Raw genomic sequence first — 20,713 nt, forward strand, 5'->3', positions numbered from 1 at the left:
GCTCCGGCCCCGGACCTCAGACGCCGGACGAGCTGAGCTGATCAGCTCGTCCGGCGTTTTCCGCTGCACGGCCCCGCCGCAGGGTCACCACCGCCGCTGCCGCCGCCACGGCCATCAGCACCGTCCCGGTGACCGCGGCCGCGTGCATGCCGCTGGTGAAGGCTTCGCGGGCCGCCGTCGCCAGGGCGTCTCCCGCGCGCCCCGGCATCCGGCCGGCCACCGCCAGGGCGCCGCCCAGGGTCTCCTGGGCCGTGGCGGGTGCCGAGGCGGGGATCTCGTGGCGGTAGACGGCCGTGCCGATGGAACCGAGGAACGCCATGCTGAGCGCGCCGCCGAACTCCGTGCCGGTCTCCATCAGGGACGAGGCGGCGCCCGCCTTCTCCACCGGAGCGGCGCTCATGGCCAGGTCCACCACCAGAGCCATGACGGTGACGATGCCGCAGGCCAGGACGGCGCAGGCGGCCAGCAGCAGCCAGAGGGAGTCCGTCCCGGTCAGGGCCAGCAGCACATAGCCGCACGCGGTGACAGCGAAGCCACCGCCGACGACGTGCGCCCGGGGCACGCCCCGCTGCACCAGCCGGGCGGCGACCGGGGCGGCCAGGCCGATGGGCACCGACGGCAGCAGGCTCCACAGCGCCGCCTCCAGCGGGCTCTTGTCCAGGACCGACTGGATGTACTGGGTCGTGAAGTACGCCGAGCCCATCATGCCGAAGGCCGCCACCAGGTTGAGGGCCATGGCCGGGCTGAAGCCGGGGCGCCGGAACAGCTCCGGTGAGATGAGCGGGGACACCGCCGTGCGCTGACGCTGCACGAACAGCGCGGCGAAGAGCAGTCCGGCCGACACCGACAGCGCGTACCGCACGTCCCAGCCCTCCGAGGCCAGCTCCTTCAGGCCGTAGATCACGGGGAGCACCGCGGCCATGGACAGCGGGACGCTCGGCCAGTCGAAGCGGCCGGGGTGCGGGTTCCTGGACTCCGGCAGCAGGAGGGGGCCGAGGACCAGGAGCATCACCATCGCGGGCAGGTTGACCAGGAAGACCGAGCCCCACCAGAAGTGCTCGACGAGGACGCCGCTCAGCACCGAGCCGAGGGCGATGCCGGCCGTCATCACGCCCGACCACAGGCCGATGGCCTTCGCGCGCTGCCCGGGGTCGGTGAACATCGTGCGGACCAGCGCCATCGTGCTGGGCATCAGCGTCGCGCCGCCGATGCCCAGCAGGGCGCGGCCCGCGATCAGGGTCTCCGCGCTGTTCGCGTAGGCCGCGAGCAGGGACGCCGTACCGAAGGCGGCGGCGCCGATCAGCAGGAGCCTGCGGCGGCCGATGCGGTCGCCGAGCGCGCCCATCGTCATCAGCAGACCCGCCAGCACGAAGCCGTAGATGTCGAAGATCCACAACTGCTCGGTGGCGCTGGGTTCCAGGTCGGCGCTGATCGCCGGGACCGCGAAGTAGAGGACCGAGACGTCCATCGAGACCAGCAGCAGCGGCAGCATCAGCACGCCGAGAGCGGTCCACTCGCGGCCACCCGCGCGGGCCGGGGGGTGGGGTGTCGTCGTCATGAGCAGGACTGTACGAGCGTCTTAAACGCTTGTCTAGTACGGGCGTTTAAGACGCTCGTCTGGACACCGGGGTAGGGTGGCGTGCCATGGGACACCGTGAGGATCTGCTGGAGGGCGCCAAGCGCTGCCTGCTGGCGAAGGGCTTCCTGCGCACGACCGCGCGCGACATCGTCAAGGAGTCGGGGACCAACCTGGCGTCGATCGGCTACCACTACGGCTCGAAGGACGCGCTGCTGGCGCGGGCGTACGTCGAGATGGTGGAGGGCATGTCCGACGCCTTCGAGGGCGGCGGCGAACTGCGGGGCGAGCCGGGGTCGTTGGAGCGGTTCACCGAGGTGTGGGCGAACATCATCCAGACCATGCGGGAGCCCGGCTCGCTCTGGCGGCTCAGCATGGAGATCGTGGCCATGGGCGACCAGCTGCCGGAGGTGCGGGAGCATCTGGCGCGGGCACAGCGCGAGGGGGCGCGCGGGATCGTCACGCTCTTCCACGGCGGACGCGAGGAGGACGTCCCCGAGGAGCGGGTGGACACCCTCGGGTACTTCTACCTCACCCTGATGATGGGGCTGATGGCGCAGTGGACCTTCGATCCCGAGAGCGCACCCGAGGCCGGTCAGCTCGCCGCGGGGCTCCGCCAGGCGATCGAGGGCGCTGCCCGGACGTGACGCGCCCCTCGCGCATCTCGACCACCCGGTCCGCGAAGTGCCGTACGACCGCCCGGTCGTGGCAGATGAACAGGTAGCCCGGGCCCAGGTCGTCCTGGAGATCGGCGAGCAGGTTCAGCACGCCCGCCCGCACCGACGGATCGAGGGACGACACCGGCTCGTCGAGGACCAGCAGGCGGGGGCCGGAGGCCGGGGCGCGGGCGATGCCGGCCCGCTGGCACTGGCCGCCGGAGAGTTCGTGCGGCCGGCGGTCGCCGTACGCCGGGTCGAGGCCGACCCGGTCGAGGAGTTCGGCGACCCGGGCGGGGCCCTCGACGGGATGCCAGCGGCCCTGGACCTTCAGGGGTTCGGCGATGGCGTCCCGGATGCGGTGGCGGGGGCTGAGAGTGCCGTAGGGGTCCTGGAAGACCGGTTGCAGGCGGGGGCGCAGCGGACGCAGCTCGCGATCGGAGAGGTTCGTCAACTCCCGTTCCTCGAAACGCACCTGGCCCGCGGCCGGGCGGCGCAGTTGGAGCACCGCCGGGGCCGTGGGGGACTTGCCGCAGCCGGACGGGCCGTTCAGGGCCAGGGTCTCGCCGGCGGCCAGGGAGAAGGAGACGCCGTCGACGGCGGTGACCGGGCCGTAGCGGACGACCAGGTCCCGGACGTCCAGCAGGAGGTCGTCGGTCATGCGGTCCGGGGCTCCTTCAGGAACAACGCGTGGGCGGGATGGGGGAGTTCCTCGGCGCGGTGGCAGGCGAGCAGCCGTCCGTCCACCTCCCGGGGCTCCGGTTCCGCCGTGCGGCAGGCGTCCGCCGCGAGCGGGCAGCGCGGGGCGAAGGCACAGCCCGTCGGAAGCGCGCCCGGGACGGGGGGCGTGCCCCGCAGGGCGGGCAGATGGCGCTCGGGGAGCGCGTTCCGGGGGAGCGACGCCGGCAGGCCGGCCGTGCAGGGGGCCCGGGGGCGGGCCGGCGCCTCGTCCGCCGCGCCGAGTTCGGTGAGCCGCCCGGCGTACATGACCGGCACACGGTCCGCGTGGCCGCCGACGACGTCCATGTCGTGCGTCACCAGGACCAGCGCGGCCCCGACGGCTTCTCGCTGCTCCGCCGGCAGCCGCAGCACCTGGTCGCGCCGCTCCTCGTCGAGAGCGGTGGTGGGCTCGTCGGCGACGACGACGTCCGGTTCGTTGACGGTCGCCATGGCGATCACCGCGCGCTGCCGCATGCCGCCGGAGTACTCGTGCGGAAACGCCCGTGACCGGCGGGCCGCGTCCGGGATGCCGACCCGGTCCAGGCCCGCGACCGCCCGGGTCCGCGCCTCCTTGCGGGACACTCCGGCCATCGACCGTACGGCGCGGCGAGTTGGTCGCCCACCCCATGGGATCACAGGGGAGTGCGATCACAGCGGTGTGCGGATCACAAGGGAGTGCGGACGACCGACTCGATGGCGGAGGCGGCGTCGGAGCAGCTCCTTGTGGGGCGGCGGGGAGTGCCGGGCCAGGGGCGCCCGGCCGACACCCAGACGCTGTGGGCGCCGATGGCCGCGGCGCCGGCGATGTCGGCGTGCGGGGAGTCGCCGATCACCCAGGCGCCGTCGAGGGTGGAGCCGACGGCGGCGGCAGCGGCGTGGAAGATCTCCGGCGCGGGCTTCTTGTGGCCGACCGCCTCGGAGACGACCCAGCCGTGGGTCAGCTCGTCCAGGCCGGTGTTCCGGATCTTCGCCTCCTGCTGTGCGGTACGGCCGTTGGTGACGATGACCAGGGTCCAGCCGCCGGTGACCGCCCGGCCGAGCGCGGTGCGCGTGGGGCCGTCCAGGACGACGCGGTCGGCCGCGCCCCGGTCGAGGAAGGAACGGACAGCCTCCTGGTCGACGCCGTACCGGCTGCCCAGGGCCTGGGCGACCTCATGGCGGGGGGTGTATCCGCTCGCGTCGAGGGTCATCACCCACTCGACGTCGCTCGGGGGCAGCGCGTGCCCGGCGAGGAACGCCGTCACCGCGCCGCGGAACGCCGCGTCCCGGTCGATCAGGGTGTTGTCGAGGTCGAGCAGCAGCAGGGGCATGGGCGGGCCGGTCCTCAGAGTCGGTGTGCCTTCAGGGCCATGTGCAGCAGCAGACGGTCCTCGCCGTCGTCCAGGTCGAGGCCGGTGAGCTTCTCGATCCGGGACAGGCGGTAGTACAGGGTCTGGCGGTGGATGCCCAGCTCGGCGGCGGCCCGGGCGGCCTGGCCGGCGCAGTCCAGGTAGACCTCGGCGGTCCGGGCGAGTTCGTGGTGGACCGGGGTGAGCAGCGTGCGGGCGACAGGGTCGTGGGCGACCTCCGGGGGCAGGGCCGTGAGCAGCCGGAACGGCCCGATCGACGCCCACTGCGCGACCGGCCCGAACCGCGCCTCGGCCAGTGCCGCCCGGGCGGCCGCCGACGCCTCCGCCCAGGCGGTCGCCAGGTCGGTGAGGCCGGAGCGGGGGGTGGCGACACCGGCGGCGGGCCCGGCTGCGCCTGCTCTGCTCTCGGTGCCTGTTCCGCTTGCCGTGCCCGCTGCACCCGCGGTGCCCGTGGAGGAGCCGCCGGTGCCGCCGGTGGTGTGTCCGCCCGGGCCGCTGCCGCCCGCCCCACGCGCGGCCGCGCTCCACGCGCCGCTTCCCCCTCGCGCCCGCTCCAGCAGTCGCCCCGCCGCCGTCGTCGCCGGGGTGAGGACGTCCGGGGAGCGCAGGCGGATCAGGAGCGCCAGGCACTGGGCCGTCGCCCCCCACGGCAACGTGCACAGTGCCGTCGCGCCCGGCATCGTGCGGACCGACGGGGCGTCGTCCGGGTCGGCCGAGGGCCAGGGGGCGACGCAGACCACCGTGTGGGGGCCGTCGGCGCGGGAGACGAGGGCGGTGCGCAGCTCCGCGATCGCCATGTCGCTCTGCCAGCCGGGCCCGGCGGTGAGCACCGCCCTCAGTTCGCGGCTGAGGTCGGCGCCGTGCTGGGCCTCGTCCGCGAGGAGGGCGCCGATGCGGGCCGTGACCCGCATGGCGGCGTCGAGCCGGGGCTCGCTCGGACCGGGATCGTCGTCCAGGAGCCAGACGTAGCCGTGCACCACGCCCCGGTGGCGGACGGGGAGGCAGATCCGGCCCCGGTAGACCCCGGCCTCCGGGGTCGGCGGGATGCGGACCGGGCCCGTCGCCCGGGTGATGCCGAAGCCCTCGAACCACGCCCGGACCGCCGCGGTCGAGCGGCGGGTGAGGATCGAGCGGGTGCGCACCGGGTCCAGGGCCGACGGATCGAGGTCGCCCTCACTGTCGTACGCCCCGAAGGCGATCAGCTCGAAGTCCCGGTTCTCCAGGGTCGCGGGTGCGCCGAGCAGCTCCGAGATCTCGTCGACCAGCTCCTCGTAGTCGCCCCTGTGTTCCGACGTCACCCGGGCATTGTCGCGCACTTCCCGGACCCCTTCATACATCTGTCTGAGATCTGCGGCACGAATGCGTGACAGCTGTCGATGGCCGACGATCGGAGGGATCCTTAGGTTTCACGGTGGTTCTCCGTGCCGTACCCGACGCGTCATCCGCGCGGGGTCCGGCCATCACGTTGCTTGTGCTCTGGAGGTGCCCCGTGCTGGGTCCCGTGATTCTCGCCGCGTCACGCAGCGACCGGATGCGACGCCTGATCTCGGCGGCCCCGGTGACCAAGCAGGTCGTCGACCGCTTCATCCCGGGCGAGGACGTCGACGACATCGTCCCCGTCGTCCGGGACCTCGCGGACCACGGCCTCGAACTGACGATGGACGTCGTCGGCGAGGACATCACCAACCCCGCGCAGGCCGCCGCCGCCCGGGACGCCTACCTGGAGCTCGTCGACCGCCTCAAGCCGCTGGAGCTCGGCACCCGCGCCGAGATGTCGGTGAAGCTGTCGATGTTCGGGCAGGCGCTGGATGACGGCCACGAGCTGGCGCTGAAGAACGTCCGCCCGGTCGTCGAGGCCGCCGCCGAGATCGGCACGACGGTCACGCTCGACGCCGAGGACCACACCACCCTCGACTCGATGTTCGCCATCCACGAGGAACTGCGGAAGGACTTCCCGCAGACCGGCTGCGTCATCCAGGCCTACCTCTTCCGCACCGAGGCCGACGCCCGCCGCCTCGCGGAGAGCGGCAGCCGGGTCCGCCTGGTCAAGGGCGCGTACAAGGAGCCCGCCGCGGTCGCGTACCAGGACAAACACGAGATCGACCGGGCATACGTTCGTATTCTGCGGACGTTGATGGAGGGGAAGGGGTACCCGATGATCGGGTCCCACGACCCGCGCCTGATCGCGATCGGCCAGGAACTCGCCCACCAGGCCGGGCGCAAGCCCGACGAGTACGAGTTCCAGATGCTCTACGGCATCCGCACCGACGAGCACCTGCGGCTGGCCGCCGAGGGCCACCGGATGCGCGTCTACACCGCGTACGGCACCGACTGGTACGGCTACTTCATGCGCCGTCTCGCGGAGAAGCCTGCCAACCTGCGCTTCTTCGCCCGCAGCATGCTCACCAAGGGCTGACAGCCCCACGAGGGCTGAGACCGACACACCGCTCAGTAAGGAGTTACGGAAAACATGGACGCTGTGACCCAGGTCCCCACCCCCGTCAACGAGCCGGTGCACGGCTACGCCCCCGGCTCGCCCGAGCGGGCCCGCCTGGAGGCCCGGCTGAAGGAGCTGGCCGACAACCCCGTCGACCTGCCCTGCACCATCGGCGGCGAGAAGCGGATGGGCGGCGGCGAGGCCTTCCAGGTCGTCCAGCCGCACAACCACCAGGCCGTGCTCGGCACGTACCGCAACGCCACGCGGGCGGACGCCCAGGACGCCATCGACGCGGCCCTGGCCGCCGCCCCCGCCTGGCGCGCGATGTCCTTCGACGACCGCGCCGCGATCATCCTGCGCGCCGCCGAGCTGTTGTCCGGCCCGTGGCGCGAGACGCTCGCCGCCTCGACCATGCTCGGCCAGTCCAAGACCGCCCAGCAGGCCGAGATCGACACGCCGTGCGAGCTGATCGACTTCTGGCGGTTCAACGTCTCCTACGCCCGCAAGCTCCTGGCCGAGCAGCCGCCGGCCAACTCCCCGGGCGTCTGGAACCGTCTGGACCACCGCCCGCTGGAGGGCTTCGTCTACGCGATCACGCCCTTCAACTTCACCGCCATCGCGGGCAACCTGCCGACGGCCCCGGCCCTGATGGGCAACGTCGTCGTCTGGAAGCCGTCCCCGACGCAGACGCACGCCGCCGTGCTGCTGATGCAGCTGCTGGAGGAGGCCGGGCTGCCCAAGGGCGTCATCAACCTCGTCACCGGCGACGGCATCGAGGTCTCCGAGGTCGCCCTGGTCCACCGCGACCTCGCGGGCATCCACTTCACGGGCTCGACGCCCACCTTCCAGTACCTGTGGAAGACGGTCGGCGCGAACATCGAGAAGTACCGCACCTACCCGCGCCTCGTCGGCGAGACCGGCGGCAAGGACTTCCTCGTCGCCCACCCCTCGGCCGACCCGGCGATCCTGAAGACGGCGTTCACCCGTGGTGCCTTCGAGTTCCAGGGTCAGAAGTGCAGCGCCACCTCCCGGGCGTACATCCCCGCCTCCATCTGGAACTCCGGTTTCAAGGAGGAGCTCGCCGCCGAGGTCGACGGCATCAAGATGGGCGACGTCACGGACCTGTCGAACTTCATCGGCGCCGTCATCGACGAGCGTGCCTTCGCCAAGAACAAGGCCGCCATCGACCGCGCCAAGGAGGACGCCTCCTGCACGATCGTCGCGGGCGGCACCTACGACGACTCCGTGGGCTACTTCGTCCGGCCGACCGTCATCGAGTGCACCGACCCGGAGAACGAGGTCTTCCGCACCGAGTACTTCGGCCCGATCATCGCCGTGCACGTCTACGAGGACGACCAGTACGACGAGATGCTGACCCAGATGGAGTCCGTCTCCGACTACGCCCTGACCGGCTCGGTCATCGCGAACGACCGCGCGGCGGCGGCCTACACGGCCGACAAGCTCCGCTACGCGGCCGGCAACTTCTACATCAACGACAAGTCGACCGGTGCCGTCGTCGGCCAGCAGCCCTTCGGCGGCGGCCGTGCCTCCGGCACCAACGACAAGGCCGGCGCCCCGCAGAACCTGATGCGCTGGACCCTGACCCGCGCCATCAAGGAGACGCTGGTCCCGCCGACGGACTACACCTACCCGCACATGGGCTGACACCCCGCGGCGCACCGACGGGCCAGGTCGAAAAGACCTGGCCCGTCGCCATGTCCGGGGAAAGACTGGGCCGATGAGCATCCGAGTGCGCACCGCCCACACCGCCGATCTGACCCCCGCCGAACTCGACGCCGTACGAGGCCTGCTGGACGCCGCCTTCGACGGCGACTTCGGTGACGAGGACTGGGACCACGGTCTCGGCGGTCTGCACGCCCTCGTGCACGACGACTCCGGCCTCGCCGCGCACGGGGCGGTCGTGATGCGCCGGGTGCGGCACCGCGGCCGGTGGCTGCGTACGGGCTACGTCGAGAACGTCGCCGTCCGTGCGGACGCACGGCGCACCGGACTCGGCGGACAGGTCATGGCCGAGCTGGAACGCGTCGTCGACCGCGCCTACGACCTCGGCGCCCTCTCCGCCAGTGACGACGGGGCTCGGCTCTACACCTCCCGCGGCTGGGAGCCGTGGCCCGGGCACGTGCACGCCCTCAGCCCCCGGGACGGCGTCGTCCGCCTGCCGGACGAAGAGGGCAGCACCTACGTCCGTACCGCCCTGGCCGGCCCCCTCGACCACGGGCAGGAACTGATCTTCGACTGGCGCGACGGTGACGTGCTTTAGAAATCACCGCAGGTCAGAGCGGTGTGACCCAGTCCACCGTCTCAGATAGTAGGAAGTCCGAGTAATTGTGGAGACAGACGCTCCGCGCTCCCTTAGCTTTGTAGGAGCCGAACGTCTCGCTCGACCAAGCGAATGGCGGTCGTGAGCCGGGCCCCGTGCAGGCAACCCCTGCGGCACCGCTCCCCGCCCCCTCCGGCGTCTCGTATACCTCCCTGTGCACTCCGTGCTGTCGAAGGAGTCGATTTCCCATGGCCGAGACGACCGTCCGCCGCCGAGTCCGTCACGTTTCCCGTACGACCGAGTCCGACCGCAAGAACGCCGCCGCCGCGCTCCAGCGCGCCCTCGACCGCAGGGACAACGGCGGATCCAGCGGCCACTGAGCCGCGCACAGCGCCACAGGACCGGGAGCCGCCCGACGAGGAGCGGTGCGGAGCCTCACGCCCCGCGCCGCACCTCGAAGTGGTCGATCCGCGCACCGCTCGACGTCAGCGCCGACACCTTCAGTTCCGGCCTGGCGTCGCTGACCGCCTCCACCGAGAGGAACGAGAAGCCGCGGTAGCGCACCCGCGACCACGGCGCCGACTCAGCCTTGGTGTCCCGGGACTTGGTCCAGCGGAACGTCGTGACCGGCTCGTGGTCGGCGGTGTTCCCCTCGTAGCTCTCCTTCACGCCGTCGGGGAAGCCGTACAGCTCCTTGCCGCCGCCGCCCGCGGTGACGTACACGATCCCGTCCCGCCGAGGATCCGTCGTCCCGCCGACCGGCACCGGCCGGCCCACCTCGCCGCCCCGGATCGCGTCGGTCCGCTCGTAGACGTGGTTGTGCCCGTTGATCACCAGGTCCACCTCGTGCCGGGCGAACAACGGCAGCCACTCGGCCCGCACTCCGCCGTCGGAGGCGTGCGTGGAGGTCGAGTACGCGCAGTGGTGGAAGAAGACGACGATGAAGTCGACGTCGTTCGATGACCTCAGCTCACCCAGCTTGCCGTCCAGCCACTTCGTCTGCCTCCCCTCCGTGTAGCCGAAGTTGGCGGGGATCTCGTACGACACGTCGTTCGCGTCCAGCGCGATCACGCCCACGTTGCCGTACGTGAAGGCGTACACGCCCGGCGCCGTACGCGCGTCGAAGCCGCTGTCCGGCAGGGAGAAGCGGGCGAGCTGGCCGCCGTAGCCGTCCGGTGAGTACCAGGCCTCCATGTCGTGGTTGCCGGTCGTCACCATCCACGGCACCGACCTGGCCACCGGCTCGGTCTGCCTCAGGAACCGGTCCCACTGGCTCGCGTCGAAGACGTCCGACTCCTTGCCCTTTCCGGTCGGGTCCGCGTAGCAGATGTCGCCGGCGTGCAGATGGAAGGCGGGCTCCCGGCCCAGCAGCGTACGGTCGTTGAGGGCCGCCTCGTCGCCCACGCCCTGGTCGCCGAACGCGGTGAACACAAACCGCTCCGGCGGGCTCGCCGGTGCCGTGCGGAAGGACGTGACGGTCCGCCGGTGCCCGGGGGAGGCCGGGTCGAAGCCCTCGTGGCCGACGCCGTAGTAGTACGTGGTGTCCGGGCGCAGGCCGTCCAGCGCTGCGTGCAGGTAGTACTGGTCGACCGCCGCCCGGACGCCCTTCAGCTCCGGGGTGTGCAGGTCGCGCAGCTCCGCCTCGACCTTGCGGCCGAGGTCGTCCGGGCGCAGGCCCACCCGGACGTAGGGCTTCCGAACCGCGAGCGGCACCTGCCAGGAGATCCGCATCTGCGTCTTGGGGTCGGCGCCGAACGCGAGATGGCGGCCGAAGGGCGTGACGAGGGAGCCGGGCGCCGTCGAGGTACCCGGCGACGGGCTCCCGGCCGTCGTGGCGCCGCCCTGCCCGGACCGGGAGCCGGAACCGGAGCAGCCGGTCAGCAGCCCGCTCGCCACCGCGCCCGCGGTCACCAGGGTGCGCCGCCGGGAGAGTTTCGTCCGCAGGTACTCGTGCTGCTCCGCCATGCTCATCCGGCGGGCGAGCTCGGGCGGGATGCCGAAGTGGGGGATCTCCATGTCGAGTGAACTTCCCAGCGGAGCCCAACGTCCCCACCACGTACGGGTGAACGCGAGCCGACGGGCGCGTGCCGTCCCCCGGGCGGGTGCCGTCCCGCTGTCCGCATCACGGACACCTCGTGTCATCCCATGGGACGAGGAGTAGGGTGCCCGCATGTCTCGCAGCATCAATCTCGCAGTGATCCCCGGTGACGGCATCGGCCAGGAGGTCGTGGCCGAAGGTCTGAAGGTCCTCTCCGCCGTCCTTCCGCAGGATGTGAAGCTGGAGACCGAGGAGTACGACTTCGGCGCCCGGCGCTACCACGCCACGGGTGAGACCCTCACCGACGCCGACCTCGACGCCCTGAAGCGGCACGACGCCATCCTGCTCGGCGCGATCGGCGACCCGTCCGTGCCCTCCGGCGTCCTGGAGCGCGGCTTCCTGCTCAAGCTCCGCTTCGCCTTCGACCACCACGTCAACCTGCGTCCCTCGAAGCTCCTCCCGGGTGTCGCCACTCCGCTGGCGGGCGAGCCGGAGATCGACTTCGTCGTGGTCCGCGAGGGCACCGAGGGCCCGTACACCGGCAACGGCGGCACGATCCGCAAGGGCACCGAGCACGAGGTCGCCACCGAGGTCTCCGTGAACACGGCCTTCGGTGTCGAGCGCGTGGTGCGGGACGCCTTCGCGCGGGCCCAGGCCCGCCCGCGCAAGAAGCTCGCGCTGATCCACAAGAACAACGTGCTGACCTTCGCCGGTCACCTGTGGACGAACATCTTCAACAAGGTGGCCGAGGAGTTCCCCGAGGTCACCACCGAGTACATGCACGTGGACGCGGCGACGATCTACCTCGTCACGCAGCCCGAGCGCTTCGACGTGATCGTCACGGACAACCTCTTCGGCGACATCGTCACCGACCTCGCCGCGGCCGTCTCCGGCGGCATCGGCGTCGCCGCGAGCGGCAACATCAACCCCTCCGGCGACTTCCCCTCGATGTTCGAGCCCGTGCACGGATCGGCCCCGGACATCGCCGGCCAGGGCAAGGCCGACCCGACCGCCACCGTGCTGTCCGTGGCCCTGCTCCTGCGCCACCTCGGCTACGAGGCCGAGGCCGCCCGCATCGACGACGCGGTCGCCGCCGACCTGTCGGAGCGCACCGGCAAGCCCGCCCGTTCCACCTCGGAGATCGGCGACGCGCTCGCCGTACGCGTAGCCGGCTGACCCGCCGCTGCACACCGCAAGCCGCCGGGTCGCAACCGCACCCGGCGGCTTCCGCATGTTCCCGCCGGGTGTCACCATCGACCACCGGGCCGCATTCACCCCGTTCCTTCCGCCGCCGCCCCCGGGCGATAATCGAACGCGAGGCCGCGGAATGAGGGAATGCTCGGACGTCCTAGCACTGGTCACCATCAGAGCAGTACCGAGCGCGGCCCGTCACTACAACCGGTGAAGGACATCAACCCATGACGACGCCCACGATCGAGCTCAAGCCCTCCGCCAACCCGCTCTCCGCCGCGGAACGCGAAGGGATCCTGGCCAACCCCGGGTTCGGCCGCCACTTCACCGACCACATGGTGACGATCAAGTGGACGGAGGGCCGCGGCTGGCACGACGGCCAGCTCGTGCCGTACGCGCCGATCTCCCTCGACCCCGCCACCACGGTCCTGCACTACGCCCAGGAGATCTTCGAAGGGCTCAAGGCCTACCGTCAGCCCGACGGCTCCGTCGCCACCTTCCGCCCCGAGAAGAACGCCGAGCGGTTCCAGCGCTCCGCCCGCCGGCTCGCGATGCCCGAGCTGCCGGTCGAGACGTTCATCGAGGCGTGCGACGCCCTGGTGAAGCAGGACAAGGCATGGGTGCCGGCGCACGGCGGTGAGGAATCCCTCTACCTGCGCCCGTTCATGATCGCCACCGAGGTCGGGCTGGGTGTGAAGCCGGCCAACGAGTACCTGTTCCTGGTGATCGCCTCCCCGGCCGGGGCGTACTTCCCCGGTGGTGTGAAGCCGGTCTCCATCTGGGTCTCCGAGGACCGGGTCCGGGCCGTCCCGGGCGGCATGGGCGACGCGAAGACCGGCGGCAACTACGCGGCCTCCCTGCTCGCACAGGCCGAGGCCGCCACGAAGGGCTGCGACCAGGTCTGCTACCTCGACGCCGTGGAGCACACCTGGGTCGAGGAGCTGGGCGGCATGAACCTGTACTTCGTGTACGGCGACAAGATCGTGACGCCCTCGCTCACCGGCTCGATCCTGGAGGGCGTCACACGCGACTCCCTGCTCGCCGTCGCCCGTGACCTCGGGTACGAGGCGGAGGAGGGCCGGGTCTCGGTCGACCAGTGGCAGCGGGACTCGGAGAACGGGTCGCTGACGGAGGTCTTCGCGTGCGGTACGGCCGCGGTGATCACCCCGGTCGGTACGGTGAAGCGGGCCGGGGCGGAGTGGAAGCAGAGCGGGGGAGAGCCGGGCGAGGTCACGCTCCGCCTCCGCCAGGCGCTGCTGGACATCCAGCGGGGTACGGCCTCTGACGCCCACGGTTGGATGCACCGCCTGGGCTGACCGGCCCGGCTTTCCGGGGGCTCCGCCCCCGGACCCCGGACCCCCGGACCTATGCCCACCCACCGCCCGAAGCGGTTGGGCTGGAAGCACGACTTGCCTCTTCGGCCCCGGGTTCCTGACGCACGGAACCCGGGGCCGTCAGCGCGTACGCCGCCCCTCCCACCACCCCCGACAGCAGGAAGCTGCAGTCCACCCCGCCGGTCAGGGACAGCAGCGGACCCTCGTACGACGGCAGGGACACCGCCAGGACCCCGACGGTCGCGCCGGCCGCCCAGGAGGCGGTCGCCGGGACGCTCCAGCCGGCGTGGTACCAGTACCGACCGCCCCGGGCGCGGCGGTTGAAGACCTGGAGGGCGTCCGCGTCGTAGACGCCGCCGCAGCGGGCGAAGCCGATGAGGGTGATGACGGCCCAGGGCGTGCCGATGGCCGTCAGGAGCAGCACGAAGGACGTCATCGCGTCCTGCGCGGTCGCGTAGTAGTGCCCGGCGAAGACACAGGCCGTGGCGACGGCCGCCACCACGTACGTCGCCCTGGCGCGGGAGGCCCGCGGCAGGATCGCGTCCAGGTCGAGGCCCATCGAGTAGAGCATCAGCCCCGCGTTGCCGACCGACCCGGCGGAGGCGGCGAGGAGCAGCGGCACGAGGTACCAGGACGGGGCCGCGTCCACCAGCGGGCCCGCGTAGTCCAGGGCCGCCCTTGCGCTGTAGGCCGTGAACGTGCCGAACAGCTGCGGGACCAGCAGGCCCAGCATCAGCCCCAGCCAGGTCGCGTGCAGCACCCGGCGGGGGGAGTGGCGGACCGGGGAGATGTAGCGGGTGTAGTCGCCGAGCAGCGTGATGAACGCGACCGGCCCGGACAGCCCGGCGGCCACGGCCGCGAGCAGCCAGGTCGGCCAGAACCCGCCCAGCAGATAGCCGCCGGCCTCCGGTAGCGCGGCCGTGGTGAAGCCGGGGGCGTAGGCGATCACGCCCAGTACCAGCAGGGCCGTCATGCCGAACGCCAGCACCCGCGACATCGCCAGCAGGACCCGGTAGCCGTGGACGGCGCCCGCGACGGTGGCCGCGGTGAGCAGCCCGTAGACGACGCCGTACGACACCCCGCCCTGTGGCAGTCCGGCCAGCCGGCCCAGGACGCTCACCATCACGTCCCCGCCGATCCACACGGTCAGCGCCGTGTAGCCGAGGGCCAGCAGCAGCCCGACGACGGAGCCGACCAGCCGCCCGCGGACCCCGAACTGGGCACCGGAGGAGGTCGACAGATTGGTGCCGGTGCGCAGCGACACCAGGGCCAGCGGGGCCGTGAACAGCACGCCCGCCACCGTGCCCGCGAGCACCGCGCCGACCGACGACCACCAGTCCAGGCCGAAGGACGGCGGCAGCCAGCCGAAGACGATCACGCCCAGGCAGAGGTTGGAGCCGAGCAGGATCGAGACGAGGTCGGGTGGCCCGCTCGTGCGTTCCTCCTCCGGGATGGTGTCGACTCCGCGCTGTTCGATCGGCATGCTGGTCTCCCTCGGTTAGAGCGACGTTCAATGTGATGTGGCCGGACCATCGTCGTCAACCTTTCGGCATCAGGGATCTATGTTTAGAGTGATGCTCTAAATGGAGGGAGTGACATGCGGCTGACCCCGACCGAACGCGACCGGCTGCTGCTCTTCGGCGCCGCCGAGCTGGCCCGCGCCCGCAGGGCCAGGGGGTTGAGGCTCAACGTCCCCGAGGCGACCGCGCTCATCGCCGACACGGTGTGTGAGGCCGCCCGGGACGGCAAGCGGCTCGCGGAGGCCGTCGAGGCCGCCCGGTCCGTCCTCGCGGCCGGTGACGTGCTGCCCGGTGTCGCCGACGTCGTCACCGAGGTGCACGTCGAGGCCGTCTTCGACGACGGCTCACGGCTCGCCGTCGTCTCCGACCCCATCGCAGGCGGCTCGGGGCCCGACGCCCCGGGCGCCCTGCTGCCCGGACCGGGGCAGCCCGAACCTGAGCCGGCCGTACGGCTGACCGTCACCAACACCGCGACCGTGCCGGTCTCCGTGACCTCCCACTTCCACTTCTTCGAGGCCAACCCGCGGCTCCGCTTCGACCGCGGGCGGGCCTACGGCATGCGGCCGGCCGTGCCCGCCGGCTCGTCCGTGCGGTTCGGGCCGGGGGAGAGCGCCGAGGTCGGGCTGGTCCCGATCGGGGGAGAGCGGATCGCGATCGGGTTCGCCGGGCTCGTCGACGGGCCGCTGGACGCTCCGGGCGCGCAGGAGGAGGCGCTGCGGCGCGCCGCCGCCTGCGGCTATCTCGGCGTACCGGGAACAGCAGCCGATCAGGAGGTCGAACGATGAGCCGCCCAGGAGGCCACCCCGCCGAGGCCCGCCGCCTCACCCCGTACGAGTACGCCGCCACCCATGGGCCCCGCGCCGGGGACCGCATCCGTCTCGGCGACTCGGGGCTGGTCGTCGAGGTCGAGTCCGACTCTCAGCGGACCGGCGACGAGTTCCTCGCCGGATTCGGCAAGACCGCCCGTGACGGCCTGCACCTGAAGGCCGCCGCGGTCCGGGAGACCTGTGACGTCGTGGTCAGCAACGTCGTCGTGATCGACGCCGTGCAGGGCGTCCGGAAGGTCTCCATCGGCATCCGCGAGGGCCGGATCTGCTCGATCGGGAGGGCCGGCAACCCCGACACCCTCGACGGGGTCGACGTGGTCGTCGGCACGGGCACGTCGATCGTCTCCGGTGAGGGCCTCATCGCCACCGCCGGGGCCGTCGACACCCATGTCCACCTGCTGTCGCCGCGGGTCATGGAGGCCTCGCTGGCGTCCGGCGTGACCACGATCATCGGGCAGGAGTTCGGGCCCGTGTGGGGCGTCGGCGTCAACTCGCCCTGGGCGCTGCGGCACGCGTTCGGCGCGTTCGACGCCTGGCCCGTCAACATCGGCTTCCTGGGCCGGGGTTCGTCCTCCCGCCCGGCGCCCCTTGTGGAGGCCCTCGCCGAGGGAGGGGCGAGCGGCTTCAAGGTGCACGAGGACATGGGCGCCCACACCCGCGCCCTGGACACCGCGCTGCGCGTCGCCGAGGAGCACGACGTCCAAGTCGCCCTGCACAGCGACGGATTGAACGAATGCCTGTCGGTGGAGGACACCCTGCGGGTGCTGGAGGGCCGGACGATCCACGCCTTCCACATCGAGGGCTGCGGCGGCGGTCACGTGCCGAACGTGCTGAAGATGGCGGGCGTGCCGAACGTCATCGGCTCCTCCACCAACCCGACCCTGCCCTTCGGCCGGGACGCCGTCGCCGAGCACTACGGCATGATCGTCTCGGTCCACGACCTCAAGACCGACCTGCCCGGCGACGCCGCCATGGCCCGGGACCGCATCCGGTCCGGCACCATGGGCGCCGAGGACGTCCTGCACGACCTGGGCGCGATCGGCATCACCTCGTCGGACGCGCAGGGCATGGGGCGCGCGGGCGAGACGGTCCGCCGTACGTTCGCCATGGCCGGCAAGATGAAGGCCGAGTTCGGCGCGCCGGGCGAGCACGACAACGAGCGCGTCCTGCGGTACATGGCCAAGCTGACCATCAACCCCGCCCTCGCGCACGGGCTTTCGCACGAGGTCGGGTCCATCGAGACCGGCAAGCTCGCCGACCTCGTGCTGTGGCGGCCCGAGTACTTCGGTGCCAAGCCGCAACTGGTGCTGAAGGCCGGCTTCCCGGCGTACGGCGTGACCGGCGACCCGAACGCCGCCACCGACACCTGTGAACCCCTGGTTCTCGGCCCGCAGTTCGGCGCGCACGGGGCGACACCGGCCGAGATCTCGGTGGCGTTCGTCGCCCGCGCCGCGCTCGACCAGGGGCACGACACGCTGCCGACCCGGCGCCGCAGGGTCGCCGTGCGCGGCACCCGCGGCATCGGCCCGGCCGACCTGCGCCGCAACTCCCGTACCGGAGCCGTCGACGTCGACCAGCGCAGCGGTCTCGTCACCCTCGACGGCGAGCCGCTGCGCTCCGAACCCGCCGACTCCGTCTCCCTGAACCGTCTCTACTTCCTCTGAGGATCAACGATGTCCGCAGCCGCCGACGGCTTCCGCATGCCCGCCGAATGGGTCCCGCACGAGCGGACCTGGATGGCCTGGCCGGGCCCGAACCCGACCTTCGACGACCCCGAGGACCTGGCCGCCGCCCGGATCGCCTGGGCGTCGGTCGCCCGCGCGGTGCGCCGCTTCGAACCGGTGACGGTGGTGTGCGGGCCCGGGCAGGCCGCCGAGGCCGCCGCCCTCCTCGGCCCGGGCGTCGACACCGTGGAACGCGACCTCGACGACGCCTGGATGCGCGACATCGGCCCGACCTTCCTGACCGACGGGAACGGCGGACTGGCCGCCGTCGACTGGACGTTCAACGGCTGGGGTGCCCAGGAGTGGGCCCGGTGGGACCACGACGCGGAGATCGCCGGGTACGTCGCCGGCCTCGCGGGGGCGCGGACGTACGCCTCGAAGCTCGTCAACGAGGGCGGGGCGATCCACGTCGACGGCGAGGGCACCGTCCTGCTCACCGAGACCGTCCAGCTCGGCCCGGAGCGCAACCCGGGCTGGTCCCGCGAGCAGGTCGAGGCCGAGATCCACGCGCAGCTCGGCACTCGCAAGGCGATCTGGCTGCCCCGCGGCCTGACCGGCGACTACCCTCCGCGCTTCTTCGGCACCCTCGGCCACGTCGACATCGTCGCCGCCTTCGCCCGCCCGGGCGTCGTCGTGGCCCACTCCCAGCCCGACCCCGCCCACCCCGACCACGAGGTGACCCGGGAGGTCATCGGCCTGCTGACGTCGCAGACGGACGCGCGCGGCCGGCGTCTGGAGGTCGTCGAGGTTCCCGCCCCGACCGTCCTGGAGGCCGACGGCCACTGGGCCGACTACTCCTACATCAACCACTACCTCTGCAACGGCGGCGTGGTCCTGTGCGGCTTCGGCGACCCGCGTGACGAGATCGCGGCCGGTGTCTTCCGCCGCCTCTTCCCCGAGCGGACCGTGACGCTGGTGGACGCCCGTACGATCTTCGCGGGCGGTGGAGGCATCCACTGCATCACCCAGCAGCAGCCGAGGACCTAGGAGCGCAGATGGCCGGTGGGCGCAGGCAGGCCCCGCCCCGCGAGGACGTCCTCGCCGCCGCCATGGAGATGATCGCCGAGCGCGGCCTGGAGAAGCTCACCATGGCGGCGCTCGGCCGCGAGGTCGGCATGAGCAGCGGCCACCTGCTCTACTACTTCGGCTCCAAGGACGAGCTGCTGCTGCGCACCCTGGAGTGGAGCGAGGGCCGGCTCGGGGCCGAGCGGGGGCGCTTGCTGACCCGGACGGCGCCCGCCCGTGAACGCCTCGACGCCTACGTCGACCTGTACGTCCCGGACCGTCACCGCGACCCGCACTGGACGCTGTGGCTGGAGGTCTGGAACCGCTCGCAGAACGCCGATGCCGACGCCCGGGACCGGCAGGCCGCCATCGAGGGGGCCTGGCACCGTGACCTCGTCGCGCTGCTCGCCGAGGGCGTCTCGCGCGGCGAGTTCCGCCGGGTCGACCCGGACCGGTTCGCCACCCGGCTGCGGGCGCTGCTGGACGGCTTCTCCATTCATGTGGCGATCGGCCTGCGCGGCACCGACCGGACCCAAGTCCTCGCTCACGTCGGCGAGTTCCTCGCCGACAGCCTCCTCGCGGACACCTGAACGCCCGCCCGGGTTGTACTCAATACGACGGATTGACCCGCTGGGCCGTGGTGATGTTGGCTCTGGGGAGCCCTCGGCGCGGGGCCGGGGGAAACGCGTCCACGGGGACACACGGGGACACGGGGAACACAGGGGGAACAGCACATGATCAGCACCAGGAGGGCCACGTCCGTCGCGCTCGGCGTGGCCCTGGCCGTCACGCTCGGCACCGTCGCCGCGCTGCCGGCGACCGCCGCGCCCGCACCGGCGCCGCGGACGGAGAAGGCGAGCATCGCCCCGGACGGCACCGACGGCAACGCCCCCTCCGGCGGGCCGAGCCTGAGCACCGACGGCCGCCTTCTGGCCTTCGTCTCCAGCGCCGACAACCTCGTCGCCGGGGACACCGACGGCACCGCCGACGCCTTCGTCCGGGATCTGAGGACCGGTACGACCCGACCGGCCGGCAGGTCGGTGGACGGCTCCGTCGACGACGTCGCCCTGAGCGGCAACGGCCGGTACCTGGCCTTCAGTGCCACCGACCCCGGCGACGGCCTGAGCCACATCTGGGTCGCGGACCTCAGGACCGGCGCCGTACAGCGCGTCGAGGACACCGTCGACACCGGCTACGACACCGGCCGGCAGCCCGCCATCAGCGCCGACGGCCGCTACGTCGCCTTCGTAGCCCAGCGGTCCGGTCCCGGGGAGGGCGAGGACCGCTGGGGCCGCGTCTACCGTGTCGACCGCACCGGCGGCAAGACCGTCCGCGTCAGCCAGGTGCCCGCCGCCGGTGACCGCAAGACCGCCGCCACCAACCCGTCCATCAGCGCCGACGGCAAGCGCGTCGGCTTCCAGTTCCTCGTGCCGCATCCGGCCTCGGGCGACTGGAGCGACGCCTACGTCCGCGACGTCCCGAGCGGCGAGCTGATCCAGGCCGACCGGGCCCCGGACGGCCGGGCCTCCGACGGGCAGAGCGAGTTCCCGCAGGTCAGCGCGGACGGCCGGTACGCGGTCTTCAGCTCCCTCGACTCGCGGCTCACTCCGGGCGACACCAACCAGGGGCACAACGCCTTCATCCGCGACCTGAAGACGGGCGAGGTGCGCCGGATCGACGCGACCGACCCGGCCGCCTTCACCGCGTATCCGAGCCTCAGTGCCGACAACCGCCACCTGGCCTTCGTCTCGGCCGACCCGGGTGACGCGAACCGCACGACCCGTGCCTACGTCCGCGACCTGCGCACCGGGACCACGGTCCTCGCCAGCCCGGACGCCCAGGGCGGCGCCAATGACCAGAGCGTGTCCGCCCCGGTGACCGACCGCCACGGCCGCACCATCGCCTTCGGCAGCGCCTCACCCGACCTCGTGCCCGGCGACACGTACGACACCTCGCACGTCTACGTCCGCCACACGAGGTGACCGACCGCATCCTGAGACAACCGTGAGCGAAGCGCGGGGGTTGTGCCAGACTGCCCCCGTGCTCTCGTTCGCC

The 20,713-nt window shown here is 72.2% G+C and carries 19 protein-coding genes; 12 read left to right on the top strand and 7 right to left on the bottom strand.

The window, feature by feature from the left end; all coding sequences use genetic code 11:
- Positions 1 to 16: 16 nt before the first annotated feature.
- The gene (locus tag AB0E85_RS07655; protein ID WP_361923729.1) at positions 17 to 1,558 is read right to left on the bottom strand and encodes an MFS transporter; all 1,542 of its coding nucleotides are present in this window, start codon (positions 1,556 to 1,558) and stop codon (positions 17 to 19) included.
- Between the two features lie 86 nt (positions 1,559 to 1,644).
- Between AB0E85_RS07655 and AB0E85_RS07660 the strand changes: the two genes are divergently transcribed.
- The gene (locus AB0E85_RS07660; protein ID WP_361923731.1) at positions 1,645 to 2,223 is read left to right on the top strand and encodes a TetR/AcrR family transcriptional regulator; all 579 of its coding nucleotides are present in this window, start codon (positions 1,645 to 1,647) and stop codon (positions 2,221 to 2,223) included.
- Here the strand turns inward: AB0E85_RS07660 and AB0E85_RS07665 are convergent.
- From AB0E85_RS07665 to AB0E85_RS07680, 4 genes are all read right to left on the bottom strand, one after another.
- Positions 2,108 to 2,893: a dipeptide/oligopeptide/nickel ABC transporter ATP-binding protein gene (locus AB0E85_RS07665; protein WP_361923733.1), complete on the bottom strand. Its 786-nt coding sequence runs from the start codon at positions 2,891 to 2,893 to the stop codon at positions 2,108 to 2,110. The two genes, AB0E85_RS07660 and AB0E85_RS07665, sit on opposite strands and share 116 nt — an antisense overlap.
- Positions 2,890 to 3,543 carry an oligopeptide/dipeptide ABC transporter ATP-binding protein gene (locus tag AB0E85_RS07670; protein ID WP_361923735.1) on the bottom strand — a complete coding sequence of 218 codons (654 nt, stop codon included), beginning with the start codon at positions 3,541 to 3,543 and terminating at the stop codon, positions 2,890 to 2,892. Before AB0E85_RS07670 ends, AB0E85_RS07665 begins: the two co-directional genes overlap by 4 nt.
- 74 nt (positions 3,544 to 3,617) lie before the next feature.
- The gene (locus tag AB0E85_RS07675; RefSeq protein ID WP_361923737.1) at positions 3,618 to 4,262 is read right to left on the bottom strand and encodes an HAD family hydrolase; all 645 of its coding nucleotides are present in this window, start codon (positions 4,260 to 4,262) and stop codon (positions 3,618 to 3,620) included.
- Positions 4,263 to 4,276: 14 nt separating this feature from the next.
- On the bottom strand, positions 4,277 to 5,599 hold the full coding sequence (locus tag AB0E85_RS07680) for a helix-turn-helix domain-containing protein (RefSeq protein ID WP_361923739.1): 1,323 nt from the start codon (positions 5,597 to 5,599) through the stop codon (positions 4,277 to 4,279).
- Between the two features lie 191 nt (positions 5,600 to 5,790).
- Between AB0E85_RS07680 and AB0E85_RS07685 the strand changes: the two genes are divergently transcribed.
- The 4 genes from AB0E85_RS07685 to AB0E85_RS07700 all read left to right on the top strand — a co-directional run bounded on the left by AB0E85_RS07685 (position 5,791) and on the right by AB0E85_RS07700 (position 9,399).
- A complete protein-coding gene (locus AB0E85_RS07685) occupies positions 5,791 to 6,717 on the top strand; it encodes a proline dehydrogenase family protein (protein ID WP_361923741.1) in 927 nt (308 codons plus the stop codon).
- A 54-nt stretch (positions 6,718 to 6,771) separates the two neighbouring features.
- Entirely contained in the window at positions 6,772 to 8,403 is a 1,632-nt protein-coding gene (pruA, locus tag AB0E85_RS07690; protein ID WP_361923743.1) for an L-glutamate gamma-semialdehyde dehydrogenase, read from the top strand.
- Positions 8,404 to 8,476: 73 nt separating this feature from the next.
- The gene (locus tag AB0E85_RS07695) at positions 8,477 to 9,019 is read left to right on the top strand and encodes a GNAT family N-acetyltransferase (RefSeq protein WP_361923745.1); all 543 of its coding nucleotides are present in this window, start codon (positions 8,477 to 8,479) and stop codon (positions 9,017 to 9,019) included.
- A 248-nt stretch (positions 9,020 to 9,267) separates the two neighbouring features.
- A complete protein-coding gene (locus tag AB0E85_RS07700) occupies positions 9,268 to 9,399 on the top strand; it encodes a hypothetical protein (protein ID WP_104781486.1) in 132 nt (43 codons plus the stop codon).
- A gap of 55 nt (positions 9,400 to 9,454) precedes the next feature.
- Here the strand turns inward: AB0E85_RS07700 and AB0E85_RS07705 are convergent, their stop codons facing one another.
- Positions 9,455 to 11,035, bottom strand: coding sequence for a metallophosphoesterase family protein (locus tag AB0E85_RS07705; RefSeq protein WP_361923747.1), 1,581 nt, complete (start codon positions 11,033 to 11,035; stop codon positions 9,455 to 9,457).
- 154 nt (positions 11,036 to 11,189) lie between these two features.
- On the opposite strand from AB0E85_RS07705, the gene AB0E85_RS07710 reads away from it, so the two are divergent.
- Positions 11,190 to 12,233 carry a 3-isopropylmalate dehydrogenase gene (locus AB0E85_RS07710; protein WP_184564653.1) on the top strand — a complete coding sequence of 348 codons (1,044 nt, stop codon included), beginning with the start codon at positions 11,190 to 11,192 and terminating at the stop codon, positions 12,231 to 12,233.
- 242 nt (positions 12,234 to 12,475) lie between these two features.
- Positions 12,476 to 13,564, top strand: a complete 1,089-nt coding sequence (locus AB0E85_RS07715) for a branched-chain amino acid aminotransferase (RefSeq protein ID WP_361923750.1) — start codon at positions 12,476 to 12,478, stop codon at positions 13,562 to 13,564.
- A gap of 49 nt (positions 13,565 to 13,613) precedes the next feature.
- Here AB0E85_RS07715 and AB0E85_RS07720 read toward each other — a convergent pair whose 3' ends face one another.
- Positions 13,614 to 15,065 carry a cytosine permease gene (locus AB0E85_RS07720; protein ID WP_361923752.1) on the bottom strand — a complete coding sequence of 484 codons (1,452 nt, stop codon included), beginning with the start codon at positions 15,063 to 15,065 and terminating at the stop codon, positions 13,614 to 13,616.
- Between the two features lie 114 nt (positions 15,066 to 15,179).
- Between AB0E85_RS07720 and ureA the strand changes: the two genes are divergently transcribed.
- The 5 genes from ureA (at position 15,180) to AB0E85_RS07745 (ending at position 20,640) form a co-directional block, all read left to right on the top strand.
- Positions 15,180 to 15,887: an urease subunit gamma gene (gene ureA, locus AB0E85_RS07725; RefSeq protein WP_361923754.1), complete on the top strand. Its 708-nt coding sequence runs from the start codon at positions 15,180 to 15,182 to the stop codon at positions 15,885 to 15,887.
- Positions 15,884 to 17,593 (top strand): urease subunit alpha, encoded by a 1,710-nt coding sequence (locus AB0E85_RS07730; RefSeq protein ID WP_361923756.1) that lies wholly within the window; start codon positions 15,884 to 15,886, stop codon positions 17,591 to 17,593. Before ureA ends, AB0E85_RS07730 begins: the two co-directional genes overlap by 4 nt.
- A gap of 9 nt (positions 17,594 to 17,602) precedes the next feature.
- Positions 17,603 to 18,640: an agmatine deiminase family protein gene (locus tag AB0E85_RS07735; protein ID WP_361923758.1), complete on the top strand. Its 1,038-nt coding sequence runs from the start codon at positions 17,603 to 17,605 to the stop codon at positions 18,638 to 18,640.
- Between the two features lie 8 nt (positions 18,641 to 18,648).
- Positions 18,649 to 19,248, top strand: a complete 600-nt coding sequence (locus AB0E85_RS07740; RefSeq protein WP_361923760.1) for a TetR/AcrR family transcriptional regulator — start codon at positions 18,649 to 18,651, stop codon at positions 19,246 to 19,248.
- A 144-nt stretch (positions 19,249 to 19,392) separates the two neighbouring features.
- Positions 19,393 to 20,640 carry a hypothetical protein gene (locus AB0E85_RS07745; RefSeq protein WP_361923762.1) on the top strand — a complete coding sequence of 416 codons (1,248 nt, stop codon included), beginning with the start codon at positions 19,393 to 19,395 and terminating at the stop codon, positions 20,638 to 20,640.
- Positions 20,641 to 20,713 lie beyond the last annotated feature (73 nt).

It is taken from the genome of Streptomyces sp. NPDC029044, assembly GCF_040637495.1.
Taxonomy (GTDB): Bacteria; Actinomycetota; Actinomycetes; order Streptomycetales; family Streptomycetaceae; genus Streptomyces.